The 12,550-nt window shown below is 69.8% G+C and carries 10 protein-coding genes; 7 read left to right on the forward strand and 3 right to left on the reverse strand.

Annotation, left to right across the window (positions count from 1 at the left end; genetic code table 11):
- Nucleotides 1-58: 58 nt before the first annotated feature.
- Nucleotides 59-2,044 carry a threonine--tRNA ligase gene (thrS, locus tag OH809_RS34320; protein ID WP_406417710.1) on the forward strand — a complete coding sequence of 662 codons (1,986 nt, stop codon included), beginning with the start codon at nt 59-61 and terminating at the stop codon, nt 2,042-2,044.
- A gap of 28 nt (nt 2,045-2,072) precedes the next feature.
- Here the strand turns inward: thrS and OH809_RS34325 are convergent, their stop codons facing one another.
- Nucleotides 2,073-2,753 (reverse strand): potassium channel family protein, encoded by a 681-nt coding sequence (locus OH809_RS34325; protein WP_406417708.1) that lies wholly within the window; start codon nt 2,751-2,753, stop codon nt 2,073-2,075.
- Between the two features lie 67 nt (nt 2,754-2,820).
- On the opposite strand from OH809_RS34325, the gene OH809_RS34330 reads away from it, so the two are divergent.
- Nucleotides 2,821-3,381, forward strand: coding sequence for an HIT family protein (locus OH809_RS34330; RefSeq protein WP_406417706.1), 561 nt, complete (start codon nt 2,821-2,823; stop codon nt 3,379-3,381).
- A gap of 55 nt (nt 3,382-3,436) precedes the next feature.
- Here OH809_RS34330 and OH809_RS34335 read toward each other — a convergent pair whose 3' ends face one another.
- Together OH809_RS34335 and OH809_RS34340 are read right to left on the reverse strand one after the other, a co-directional pair.
- The gene (locus OH809_RS34335; protein ID WP_406417704.1) at nt 3,437-5,107 is read right to left on the reverse strand and encodes a hypothetical protein; all 1,671 of its coding nucleotides are present in this window, start codon (nt 5,105-5,107) and stop codon (nt 3,437-3,439) included.
- 146 nt (nt 5,108-5,253) lie between these two features.
- Nucleotides 5,254-7,479, reverse strand: coding sequence for an elongation factor G-like protein EF-G2 (locus tag OH809_RS34340; protein ID WP_406417703.1), 2,226 nt, complete (start codon nt 7,477-7,479; stop codon nt 5,254-5,256).
- A 268-nt stretch (nt 7,480-7,747) separates the two neighbouring features.
- Between OH809_RS34340 and pgsA the strand changes: the two genes are divergently transcribed.
- The 5 genes from pgsA to pdxS all read left to right on the forward strand — a co-directional run bounded on the left by pgsA (nt 7,748) and on the right by pdxS (nt 12,549).
- Nucleotides 7,748-8,416 carry a phosphatidylinositol phosphate synthase gene (gene pgsA / locus OH809_RS34345; RefSeq protein WP_406417701.1) on the forward strand — a complete coding sequence of 223 codons (669 nt, stop codon included), beginning with the start codon at nt 7,748-7,750 and terminating at the stop codon, nt 8,414-8,416.
- Complete coding sequence (locus OH809_RS34350; RefSeq protein WP_406516013.1) at nt 8,413-9,345, forward strand: phosphatidylinositol mannoside acyltransferase; 933 nt, start codon at nt 8,413-8,415, stop codon at nt 9,343-9,345. Before pgsA ends, OH809_RS34350 begins: the two co-directional genes overlap by 4 nt.
- Nucleotides 9,342-10,502: a glycosyltransferase family 4 protein gene (locus tag OH809_RS34355; RefSeq protein WP_406417698.1), complete on the forward strand. Its 1,161-nt coding sequence runs from the start codon at nt 9,342-9,344 to the stop codon at nt 10,500-10,502. Before OH809_RS34350 ends, OH809_RS34355 begins: the two co-directional genes overlap by 4 nt.
- A 391-nt stretch (nt 10,503-10,893) precedes the next feature.
- Nucleotides 10,894-11,439 (forward strand): hypothetical protein, encoded by a 546-nt coding sequence (locus OH809_RS34360; RefSeq protein ID WP_358860771.1) that lies wholly within the window; start codon nt 10,894-10,896, stop codon nt 11,437-11,439.
- 189 nt (nt 11,440-11,628) lie between these two features.
- Nucleotides 11,629-12,549, forward strand: a complete 921-nt coding sequence (gene pdxS, locus OH809_RS34365; protein ID WP_266987900.1) for a pyridoxal 5'-phosphate synthase lyase subunit PdxS — start codon at nt 11,629-11,631, stop codon at nt 12,547-12,549.
- Nucleotide 12,550: the final 1 nt, after the last annotated feature.

A 12,550-nucleotide genomic window follows, 5' to 3' on the forward strand; every position in this document is an offset into this window, starting at 1 on the left:
TTCTTCTTGCGTGCGCAGTGGAATATGGCGCGCACCCCCCTTCAGTCAGGAGAGACCGGTGTCAGACGTCCGTGTGATCATCCAACGCGATTCCGAGCGGGAAGAGCGCGTGGTGACGACGGGCACTACGGCTGCCGAGATCTTCCCCGGCGAGCGCACCGTTGTCGCCGCCCGGGTTGCCGGTGAGCTGAAGGACCTCGCGTACGTCGTCGCCGACGGCGAGGTCGTCGAGCCCGTCGAGATCTCCTCCGAGGACGGCCTGAACATCCTCCGGCACTCCACCGCGCACGTCATGGCGCAGGCGGTGCAGGAGCTCTTCCCGGAGGCCAAGCTCGGCATCGGCCCGCCGGTCAAGGACGGCTTCTACTACGACTTCGACGTCGAGAAGCCGTTCACGCCCGAGGACCTCAAGGCCATCGAGAAGAAGATGCAGGAGATCCAGAAGCGGGGACAGCGGTTCTCCCGCCGGGTCGTCACCGACGAGGCCGCCCGCGAGGAGCTGGCCGACGAGCCGTACAAGCTGGAGCTCATCGGCATCAAGGGCTCCGACTCCGTCGAGAACGCCGGGGACGGCGCGGATGTCGAGGTGGGCGGCGGCGAGCTGACCATCTACGACAACCTCGACCCGAAGACCGGCGACCTGTGCTGGAAGGACCTCTGCCGCGGTCCGCACCTGCCGACCACCCGGAACATTCCGGCGTTCAAGCTGATGCGGAACGCCGCGGCGTACTGGCGGGGCAGTGAGAAGAACCCGATGCTCCAGCGCATCTACGGCACCGCGTGGCCCACCAAGGACGAGCTCAAGGCGCACCTGGAGTTCCTGGAGGAGGCCGCCAAGCGGGACCACCGCAAGCTCGGCAACGAGCTGGACCTCTTCTCCTTCCCCGACGAGATCGGCCCCGGCCTCGCGGTCTTCCACCCCAAGGGCGGCATCATCCGCCGGGCCATGGAGGACTACTCGCGCAGGCGGCACGAGGAGGAGGGCTACGAGTTCGTCTACTCCCCGCACGCCACCAAGGGCAAGCTCTTCGAGAAGTCCGGTCACCTGGACTGGTACGCCGACGGCATGTACCCGCCCATGCAGCTCGACGACGGGGTGGACTACTACCTCAAGCCGATGAACTGCCCGATGCACAACCTGATCTTCGACGCGCGCGGCCGTTCGTACCGTGAACTGCCGTTGCGTCTCTTCGAGTTCGGCACGGTGTACCGGTACGAGAAGTCGGGTGTGGTGCACGGTCTGACCCGCTCGCGCGGCTTCACGCAGGACGACGCGCACATCTACTGCACCAAGGAGCAGATGGCGGAGGAGCTGGACAGGACGCTCACCTTCGTCCTGAACCTGCTGCGCGACTACGGTCTGACCGACTTCTACCTGGAGCTGTCCACCAAGGACCCGGAGAAGTTCGTCGGACCCGACGAGGTCTGGGAAGAAGCGACCGAGACGCTGCGCCAGGTCGCCGAGAAGCAGGGACTGCCCCTGGTCCCGGACCCGGGTGGCGCCGCCTTCTACGGCCCGAAGATCTCGGTCCAGTGCAAGGACGCCATTGGCCGTACCTGGCAGATGTCGACCGTGCAGCTCGACTTCAACCTGCCGGAGCGCTTCGATCTGGAGTACACCGGCCCGGACGGCACCAAGCAGCGCCCGGTCATGATCCACCGCGCCCTGTTCGGTTCCATCGAGCGCTTCTTCGCGGTGCTGCTGGAGCACTACGCGGGTGCGTTCCCGGTCTGGCTGGCCCCGGTCCAGGCGGTCGGCATCCCGATCGGCGACGCGCACATCCCGTACCTCCAGGAGTTCGCTGCGCAGGCCAGGAAGAAGGGTCTGCGGGTCGAGGTGGACGCCTCCTCGGACCGGATGCAGAAGAAGATCCGCAACCAGCAGAAGGCCAAGGTGCCCTTCATGATCATCGCGGGTGACGAGGACATGGCCAACGGCGCCGTCTCCTTCCGCTACCGCGACGGATCGCAGGAGAACGGCATTCCGGTCGAGGACGCCATCGCCAAGATCCAGAAGGCCGTCGAGGACCGCGTCCAGGTCTGACCCGGCCCCCCGGGAGGCCCCCGGAGCGCTAACCGCGCTCCGGGGGCCTCTTCTCGTCCTCCCGGGTGAAGACCTGCACCAGCCACGACGAGAACGAACCCGTCACGGCCCCCAGGAGTGCCAGACCGCAGACCATCAGGCCGGCCGCGATGGCCCTGCCGCTCGGCGTGACCGGTGTGACGTCCCCGTATCCGACCGTGGTGAGCGTCGCGCACGCCCACCACACCGCGTCGCCGAACGTCCGGATCGTGGCGCCCGGCGCCGCGCGCTCCTGCTTGTACACGGCCAGCGCGGCCGAGAATCCGAGCAGCAGGGCGGTCACACCGGCGTAGGCGATCACACGGGCGTGCAGGCTCAGCCGCGGCTGCTCCCTCTTCCGCTGGACCGCTGTGTAGACCCGGATCAGACGCAACGGCCGCAGCAGCGGGAGCACCAGCACCACTGTGTCCAACCAGTGACTGCGCAGGAAACGGAGACCCTGGCCGCTGAGCCGGATCCGTACGGCATAGTCCGCCGCGAAGAGGAACCAGGTGGCGGCGACCAGGATCAGGGCCAGGTCGTGCCACGGCTGGGTGGTGGAGGGAGCGAGGACGCGGACCGCGTACCCGAGGAGGAAGACCAGCGACGCGACGAAGAGCGGTACCTCCGTGTTCTGCTCCCAGCGCGTGAACCGGAGAGGAGTGGAGGAGTCCGAGGGCTGGTCGCTCATGGCCTCAGGATCGTCGCCCGGCGATGGGGGGCGGCCCCGGCGACACGCTCCGCAGGAGTGAAGCAATATGCTGATCTGCATGACGACTGAGCCGGAGCAGCAGATCGGAGTGGGAACGCCCGACGCGTTCCAGCGCCTGTGGACGCCCCACCGGATGGCGTACATCCAGGGTGAGAACAAGCCGACCGGCCCGGAGGCCGGCGACGGCTGTCCGTTCTGTGCGATCCCGGCAAAGTCGGACGAGGACGGGCTCATCGTGGCGCGCGGCGAGAAGGTCTATGCCGTGCTGAACCTGTATCCGTACAACGGTGGACATCTGATGGTGGTGCCGTACCGGCATGTCGCCGACTACACGGAGCTGGACGGTCAGGAGACGCTGGAGCTGGCCGACTTCACCAAGCGGGCGATGACGGCGCTGCGGGCGGCCTCGGGGGCGCACGGTTTCAATATCGGGATGAATCAGGGAACGGTGGCGGGCGCCGGCATTGCCGCGCATCTGCATCAGCACCTGGTGCCGCGCTGGGGCGGTGACACCAACTTCATGCCGGTCGTCGGTCACACGAAGGTGCTGCCGCAGCTGCTCGCCGATACCCGGAAGATGCTGGCCGAGGCCTGGCCCGCGGTCTGAGCGGCGGTACGAGCACGAGGCGCCCGGGATGCCCCGGGCGCCTCTTCCGTCTGCCCTACGCGTCGTACAGGTCGGCCTTCTTGGGGATCGGGTCCTGCACCAGTCCGCTGAGGATCATGGACCGGTTGTCGAAGCGCTCCGTGTCGACACCGTTCTCGTCCAGGACACGCATGGCCGCGTTGTGCACGGCACGCAGGACGGGGGTGGCGGCGCGCATCGCGTCGTCCGCCATGAAGCGGTGGCGCCACGGCTTCTCTGCCCAGGCGTGGCGCAGGCCGAACGGCTCCGGGAGGGTGATCTTGCCGCCCAGGTAGTCGAGGAGCGGCGGGTACCAGGTGAAGGGGGCGCGCAGGGCCAGGCGGACGACCTCCTTGGACTCCACCAGCGGGAGAGTGATCTTGCGGGTCTCCCAGAATCTGACGGTCTTGTTGACCGTCTTCGTCTTGGCCTCGGGCTTGCTCGTGAAGAGCGAGTGGACGGGGCCGAGAGCGTGCCCGGTGACCTCGATCCGGAGCGTCTCGTGGAGCACTGTGACGGTGATCATCATGGTGATGACCAACTGGCCGTCCCAGAGGGTGAACTGGACACCCAGGTAGTGGCGGTCGCCGCTGCCGAACTGCTGATGGTTGCAGATCCGCTGTATCTCGTGCGGCTTGATCTGGAAGGTGGCGACGTCCTCGCCCTCCGGACGGGAGACCGAGTCGGCGTTCTCACCGACGGGCGAGACGATCCAGTGGGTGACCGAGGGCGTGGTGAATCCGCCGGTGTGCAGCGGTCCGCGTTCCAGCTGCTTGAGCTGGTCGTGGATGACGCGTATCAGGTCCCAGCTGCGGAACTGGTGGAACTCCTTGCCGGGTTCCTTGGAGACGAGCTCCTCGGCGAGCTGCCAGCTGCCCCAGCGGGTGCCCATGCCGAGGATGCCCTTGGGGCCGGCATAGAAGACGGAGTTGGACTGCTGTTCGGCCGACAGCTTCTCCAGCCCCTGGCGCAGCGCCTCGCGGGCGGTCTCGTTGGGATTCTTCGGTACGGCCTCGGGGATCTTGGCGATGACCCCGCCGCCGGAGAGCAGCCCCTCCCAGCGGGCGCGCATGTCCTTGGCGGAGGTCTCGGCGATCCGTTTGGCGATCAGCCAGCCGATGACGGGGGCGACGATCATCGCGCGCAGGTACAGCGCGAGGAGACCGCCGACCGGCAGTTTGATCAGGAAGATCAGGGCCACGATGCCGATGACGGGGAGCAGGGCGATGCCGAGGGCGCCGAGGGCCTTGTCCTTGGTGGAACCCAGGCCGTCGCGGAGGCGGAACGCGAGGACCCACAGAAGCAGTCCGGGCAGGAAGAGGAAGCCGAAGAGCGCGGTCACCAGGGTCAGTTTGGTGTCCCGTGCCTTGCGGAGCCGGGTCGCGGACAGGCAGTGCTCGACGACGGTCTGCGGATCGGTGCCGAAGGACTGGATGAGGGCCTTGCGGGCGCCGCCCAGCATGCGCTCCTGGACGGCGCGGGAGAATGCCTCGCCGAGGTTGGGAGTGAAGTACTTGCTCTTGAAGAGCTTGGACCGGCCCTCCTCGACCTTGGACTTGTGCCACTCGCTGTCGGCCTTGAGGATCTCTGCCACCGGGCTGTCGCGGTACGCGGCGGAGGCGAGGGCGTTCGTCGCCACCGCCTGTCCGGCCGCCCCCTGGAGCGGGATCTGCGCTCCGGGAGAGAAATCGAATCCGTCGTTGGCCACTGTCGCCCCCACTTGCCGCCAAGGAACCGCTCCTGCGGCTGTTTCCCAACTGCCGTGCCCGGCACACCTTCTGAGCTGGGACCACAGCGTATCGTCCGGATCGGAGCTCCGCCCGCCCTTGTGGACAAGGGCGGGCGGGCCGCCGATTACGCACTGTTTGTAGTGTTTTCCTGCTGTTCGCGGAGGCGATCGGCGAGCTGCGGTGGCATCGGTTCGTGCCGGGCGTACGACCGGTCGAACCGGCCGGTGCCGTGCGACAGGGAGCGCAGGTCGATCGCGTACCGGCCGATCTCCAGCTCAGGCACCTCGGCCCGCACGAGCGTGCGCCCCGCACCTGACTGCTCGGTGCCGACCACCCGGCCGCGCCGCCCCGACAGATCGCTCATGACCGGTCCCACGTAGTCGTCGGGGACGAGGACCTGGACCTCGGACACAGGTTCGAGGAGCTGGATCCGGGTCTCCGTGGCCGCTTCTCGGAGGGCCAGTGCGCCCGCAGCCTGGAACGCCGCGTCGGATGAGTCCACGGAGTGGGCCTTTCCGTCCCGCAGGGTGATCCTCACGTCGACGAGGGGGTGGCCGGCCGCCACTCCGCGGGCGGCCTGGGCGCGTATCCCCTTCTCCACGGACGGAATGAACTGGCGGGGTACGGCTCCGCCGACCACCTTGTCGACGAATTCGATGCCCGAACCGGGTGGCAGCGGCTCCACCTCGATCTCGCAGATGGCGTACTGGCCGTGGCCGCCGGACTGTTTGACGTGCCGTCCGCGGCCGCTCGACGGGCCGGCGAACGTCTCGCGCAGGGACACCTTGTGGGAGACGGCGTCGACCTGTACCCCGTACCGGGTGCGCAGCCGGTCCAGTGCCACGTCCTGATGGGCCTCGCCGAGGCACCACAGAACCACCTGATGGGTGTCCTGGTTCTGTTCGAGGCGCATCGTCGGGTCCTCGGCGACGAGCCGCGCGAGCCCCTGGGAGAGCTTGTCCTCGTCCGCCTTGCTGTGGGCCTCGATGGCGAGCGGCAGCAGCGGGTCGGGCATGGACCAGGGCTCCATCAGCAGCGGATCCTCCGGAGCCGAGAGGGTGTCCCCGGTCTCGGCGCCGCCCAGTTTGGCGACGCAGGCCAGGTCCCCGGCGATGCAGCTGGTCAGGGCGCGCTGCTGTTTGCCGAACGGGGCGGACAGCGCGCCGACGCGGACCTCTGCCTCGTGGAAGGGACGCGGTTCGTGGCCGGGGTCGGTGAGTCCGTGGCCGAGGACGTGGATCGTTTCGTCGGGCCGCAGCGTGCCCGAGAAGACGCGGACCAGGGAGACGCGGCCGACGTACGGGTCGGAGGCCGTCTTGACGACTTCGGCGACCAGCGGTCCGTCGGGGTCGCAGGACGGGGCGGGGCGGAGGGCGCCGCTCGGCGTGGTGACAGCGGGCAGCGGGCGCTCCAGCGGGGTCGGGAAGCCCCCGGTGATCAGATCCAGGAGTTCGACCGTGCCGATGCCCTGGCGGGCGTCCTCGCCTGCGGGCGCCGCCGTGAGGACGGGGTGGAAGGCGTCGCGGGCGACGGCGCGCTCCAAGTCGTCGATCAGGGTCTTGATGTCGATGTCCTCGCCGCCGAGGTACCGGTCCATCAGGGTCTCGTCCTCGCTCTCGGCGATGATCCCTTCGATCAGCCGGTTACGGGCGTCCTGGAGTGGTGCGTGCTGGTCGTCGGCGGGCGGGGTCTCCTTCCGTTCACCGGATGAGTAGTCGAAGATACGCTGCGTGAGCAGTCCGGTGAGCCCGGTCAGCGGGGCGTGCCCGTCCGGGCCCTCGGGGCCGAGCACGGGCAGATAGAGCGGCAGTACGGCGTCGGGGTCGTCGCCCCCGAAGATCTCGCCGCAGACGCGGGTCATCTCGTCGAAGGACGTGCGGGCGGTGTCGAGGTGGGTGACGACGATGGCGCGCGGCATGCCGACGGCGGCGCACTCCTCCCACACGGCGCGGGTGGTGCCCGCCACGGCGTCGGCCTCCTGGGCCGCCGAGACAACGAAAAGGGCCGCGTCCGCTGCCCGCAGACCGGCCCTGAGTTCCCCGACGAAGTCGGCGTATCCGGGGGTGTCCAACAGATTGATCTTGTATCCGCCCCATTCGACGGGGACCAGGGAGAGTTGTACGGAGCGTTGCTGGCGGTGTTCGATCTCGTCGTAGTCGGAGACCGTGCCGCCGTCCTCGACCCGGCCGGCCCGGTTGACCGCTCCGGCGGTCTGCGCGAGGGCTTCGACGAGGGTGGTCTTGCCTGATCCGCTGTGGCCGACCAGCACCACGTTCCGTATGGAGGAGGGCCGGTCGGCCGTTGCTGCTCTGCCGGCGGCCCCGGTGTGTGCATGTGCCTTGTCGCCCATGATGTGCCTCCCGGTGGGGTGCGCTGTGCGGGGAGATTGCCTGGCGCGGTGAGGGGAGAAGGAGGGCGCGGGCACGAGGAGCCGCCGCGGCGGCTACGACGACGCCCGCGGTAATTCGAGCTTTCCACTCCGGTCGGGCTGCGTCCATACGTCGGACGCCGACGCACGACGACGGATGCCCGGACAGTGGACGCGTCCGACTGGTGACTACGATGGGCCAGCCGGTGGCCGAAGGGGCCGCTCGGCCCACCGACCCCTCGGGAAGGCCATGCTGAACAAGTACGCGCGTGCATTTTTCACGCGTGTCCTCACACCGTTCGCCGCGCTGCTGCTCCGGCTCGGCGTGAGCCCTGACGCGGTCACGCTCATCGGTACGGCCGGAGTGATGGCAGGTGCGCTGGTCTTCTTCCCCATGGGGGAGTTCTTCTGGGGCACGATCGTCATCACGATCTTCGTCTTCTCCGACCTCGTCGACGGCAACATGGCCCGGCAGGCCGGTATCTCCAGCCGCTGGGGCGCCTTCCTGGACTCGACCCTGGACCGGGTCGCCGACGGGGCGATCTTCGGTGGGTTCGCACTCTGGTACGCGGGCAACGGCGACGACAACGTGATGTGCGCGGTGGCGATCTTCTGCCTGGCCAGCGGCCAGGTGGTCTCCTACACGAAGGCGCGGGGCGAGTCGATCGGGCTGCCGGTCGCGGTCAACGGTCTGGTGGAGCGGGCGGAGCGGCTGGTCATCTCGCTGGTGGCGGCCGGGCTCGCCGGGCTCCACACGTTCGGTGTGCCGGGGATCGACATCCTGCTGCCGATCGCGCTGTGGATCGTCGCCGTGGGCAGCCTGGTGACGCTCGTGCAGCGGGTGGTGACCGTGCGCCGCGAGTCCGCGGAGGCCGACGCGGCAGCCGCGGAGGACCGGGGGAGCGAGGCGACGCAGTGAGCGGCGCCGGGGAACCGAGGACCGTGCTGAAGGACCGGCTGACCGACGGGCTGTACGGGCTCGGCTGGGGCGCGGTCAAGAAGCTCCCGGAGCCGGCCGCCCAGGCGCTCTTCCGTACCCTCGCCGACCAGGCCTGGAAGCGGCGCGGCAAGAGCGTGCTGCGGCTGGAGTCGAACCTGGCCAGGGTGGTGCCGGACGCGAGCCCGGCCCGGCTCGCCGCACTCTCCAAGGCCGGGATGCGCTCGTACATGCGCTACTGGATGGAGTCGTTCCGGCTGCCCACCTGGAGCCCGGAGCGGATCAAGGCCGGCATGGACGTCGCGGACGTCCACCGGCTGACCGGGGGCCTGGACGCCGGGCGCGGTGTGATCCTCGCGCTGCCGCACCTGGGGAACTGGGACCTGGCGGGAGCCTGGGTCACCACCGGTCTGAAGGTGCCGTTCACCACGGTCGCCGAGCGGCTGAAGCCCGAGTCGCTGTACGACCGGTTCGTCGCCTACCGCGAGGGGCTCGGCATGGAGGTACTGCCGCACACCGGCGGCTCGGCCTTCGGCACCCTGGCACGGCGGCTGCGGGACGGCGGACTGGTCTGCCTGGTCGCCGACCGTGACCTCTCCGCCTCCGGCGTCGAGGTGCAGTTCTTCGGTGCCACGGCACGGATGCCCGCCGGACCCGCGCTGCTGGCCCAGCAGACCGGCGCGCTGCTGCTGCCCGCGACGCTCCGGTACGACGCGACTCCCGTGATGAAGGCCCGGATCCACCCGGCCGTCGAGGTGCCCGAGTCAGGTACGCGCACGGAGAAGACGTCTGTGATGACGCAGGCGCTGGCCGATGCCTTCGCCACCGGAATCGCCGAGCACCCGGAGGACTGGCACATGCTGCAGCGGCTCTGGCTCGCCGACCTCGAACCCCGTGGAGAGCAGCCATGAAGATCGGCATCGTCTGCCCGTACTCCTGGGACGTACCGGGCGGCGTCCAGTTCCACATCCGTGACCTGGCCGAACACCTGATCCGCCTGGGCCACCAGGTGTCGGTGCTGGCCCCCGCCGATGACGAGACGCCGCTGCCGCCGTACGTGGTGTCGGCCGGCCGGGCTGTGCCCGTCCCGTACAACGGCTCCGTCGCCCGGCTGAATTTCGGTTTCCTGTCCGCGGCGCGGGTGCGCCGTTGGCTGCACGACGGCACCTTCGATGTGATCCACATCCATGAGCCGACCTCGCCGTCACTCGGCCTGCTCACCTGCTGGGCCGCGCAGGGACCGATCGTCGCCACGTTCCACACCTCCAATCCGCGGTCCCGCGCGATGATCGCCGCGTACCCGATCCTGCAGCCCGCGCTGGAGAAGATCAGTGCGCGCATCGCGGTGAGCGAGTACGCGCGCCGGACCCTGGTCGAGCACCTCGGCGGCGACGCGGTCGTCATCCCGAACGGGGTCGATGTCGGCTTCTTCGACAAGGCCGAGCCCAAGGTCGAGTGGCAGGGCGGGACGATCGGCTTCATCGGGCGTATCGACGAGCCCCGCAAGGGCCTGCCCGTCCTGATGCGGGCGCTGCCCGCCATCCTCGCCGCACGCCCGGAGACCAGGCTGCTGGTGGCGGGGCGCGGCGACGAGGAGGAGGCGGTCGCCTCACTGCCCGAGGCGATGCGCGAGCGCGTCGAATTCCTCGGCATGGTGAGCGACGAGGACAAGGCGCGGCTGCTGCGCAGTGTCGATGTGTACGTCGCGCCGAATACGGGTGGCGAGAGCTTCGGGATCATCCTGGTCGAGGCGATGTCGGCGGGCGCGCCGGTCCTCGCCAGCGATCTGGACGCGTTCGCCCAGGTACTGGACCTGGGTGCGGCGGGCGAGCTGTTCGCCAACGAGGACGCCCAGGCGCTGGCGTCGGCGGCGATCCGGTTGCTCGGCGACCCGGAGCGGCGCGCGGAGCTGAGCGACCGTGGCCGGGCGCATGTGCGACGGTTCGACTGGTCGACGGTGGGGGCGGACATCCTCGCGGTGTACGAGACGGTGACGGACGGGGCCGCCTCGGTGGCGACGGACGAACGTACGGGGCTGCGGGCCCGGTTCGGGCTGGCCCGGGACTGAGGCGGGCCCGGGCGCTCCTCCCGCGGGGACACGATGGCCGGGTCGGAACCCCGCCGTCCGCGGCCCCGGACCGAGCGGAAGAACGCTGTTACGCGGCGCGGGCACTGTTCTCCGCCCGGCCGTCGGCGGTGGCCCGGCCGGCCGCCGGGACCGCGCACGCGGTGTCCTTCTTCAGCTCGTTCACGGTTTCCTGATCACCGGTACCTGGCAGGACCGTCTCGCTGACGGGCCGCTCGGCGGGATCGGCTGAGGGACGGGCGTCGGCACCCCGCTCCCGGCGGCGGGCGGCGGCATCATCGGCACCGCCGGGCCCCGGCTCCCGGCCCGGTGTCCCGCGCTGCGGCGGGCCGGAGGGCGGGGCGGGGCGCCCTCGACGGTAGCCTTGCGGCCCGTGATCGAAACCCTCATCTGGATCGCCGTCGCGCTCGTCGCGATCGGCCTGTATCTCAGCTGGACCGCCGGACGGCTGGACCGGCTGCACACGCGGATCGACGCCGCCCGCGCCGCCCTCGACGCCCAGCTGCTGCGCCGCGCCTCGGTCACCCAGGAACTGGCCACGTCCGGTGTCCTCGACCCGGCCGCGTCCATCGTGCTGTACGAGGCCGCGCACGCCGCCCGGCAGTCCGAGGAGGAACAGCGTGAGGTGGCGGAGAGCGAGCTCAGCACAGCGCTGCGGGCGGTGTTCGGCGAGACGGCGCAGGTGGAGGCGGTGAAGGAGATTCCCGGCGGTGAGGAGGCGGCGTCCGAACTGGCCGCGGCCGTGCGCCGGGTGCCGATGGCGCGGCGGTTCCACAACGACGCGGTGCGCGCGGCGCGGGCGCTGCGCCGCCACCGCACGGTGCGCTGGTTCCGGCTGGCCGGGCACGCACCGTTCCCGCTGGCCTTCGAGATGGACGACGAGCCGCCTGTGGCCCTGGCGGACCGCCCGGTCAGCTGACCCGGATGCGGCCGCCGCCCGTTCCGTACGGGGCCGTACGGGGCGGTACGCGGCCGTACACGGCCGTACACGGCCAAAACGATCCACCGGCTTCTTATTGGCCCTTGTCGTGGACTGGTCCCGGAGAGTTTGCTCTGCAGTGCATCACCCAGCACTTTCAGCATCTTTTTCTCCGAGTGAGGTCGATCCGTGTCCACGCTTCCCAGCACCCCGCAGTCCGCCGACTCCCCGGCTACCGGCACCGCCCGCGTGAAGCGCGGCATGGCCGAGCAGCTCAAGGGCGGCGTGATCATGGACGTCGTCAACGCCGAACAGGCGAAGATCGCCGAGGACGCGGGCGCCGTGGCCGTCATGGCCCTGGAGCGGGTGCCCGCCGACATCCGCAAGGACGGCGGCGTGGCCCGGATGTCCGACCCGAACATGATCGAAGAGATCATCGAGGCCGTCTCCATCCCGGTGATGGCGAAGTCCCGCATCGGCCACTTCGTCGAGGCGCAGGTCCTGCAGTCCCTCGGTGTCGACTACATCGACGAGTCGGAGGTCCTCACCCCGGCCGACGAGGTCAACCACAGCGACAAGTTCGCCTTCACCACGCCGTTCGTCTGTGGCGCCACCAACCTGGGCGAGGCGCTGCGCCGCATCGCCGAGGGCGCGGCCATGATCCGCTCCAAGGGCGAGGCCGGCACCGGCAACGTCGTCGAAGCGGTCCGCCACCTGCGCCAGATCAAGAACGAGATCGCCCGGCTGCGCGGCTACGACAACAACGAGCTGTACGCCGCCGCCAAGGAGCTCCGCGCCCCGTACGAGCTGGTGAAGGAGGTCGCCGAGCTCGGCAAGCTGCCCGTCGTGCTGTTCTCCGCCGGTGGCGTCGCCACCCCGGCCGACGCCGCGCTCATGCGCCAGCTCGGCGCCGAGGGCGTCTTCGTCGGCTCCGGCATCTTCAAGTCCGGCGACCCGGCCAAGCGCGCCGCCGCCATCGTGAAGGCCACCACCTTCTACGACGACCCGAAGATCATCGCGGACGCCTCCCGCAACCTGGGCGAGGCCATGGTCGGCATCAACTGCGACACCCTGCCCGAGGCCGAGCGCTACGCCAACCGCGGCTGGTAGT

This window comes from Streptomyces sp. NBC_00873 (assembly GCF_045207415.1).
In the GTDB taxonomy this organism is placed as follows: Bacteria; Actinomycetota; Actinomycetes; order Streptomycetales; family Streptomycetaceae; genus Streptomyces.

Excerpts from the sequence above, each read along its gene's own strand:
- OH809_RS34325 (WP_406417708.1), bottom strand. The coding sequence starts at position 2,753 with ATGAGCGACCAGCCCTCGGACTCCTCCACTCCTCTCCGGTTCACGCGC.
- OH809_RS34330 (WP_406417706.1), top strand. The coding sequence starts at position 2,821 with ATGCTGATCTGCATGACGACTGAGCCGGAGCAGCAGATCGGAGTGGGA.
- OH809_RS34355 (WP_406417698.1), top strand. The coding sequence starts at position 9,342 with ATGAAGATCGGCATCGTCTGCCCGTACTCCTGGGACGTACCGGGCGGC.
- pgsA (WP_406417701.1), top strand. The coding sequence starts at position 7,748 with ATGCTGAACAAGTACGCGCGTGCATTTTTCACGCGTGTCCTCACACCG.
- OH809_RS34340 (WP_406417703.1), bottom strand. The coding sequence starts at position 7,479 with ATGGGCGACAAGGCACATGCACACACCGGGGCCGCCGGCAGAGCAGCA.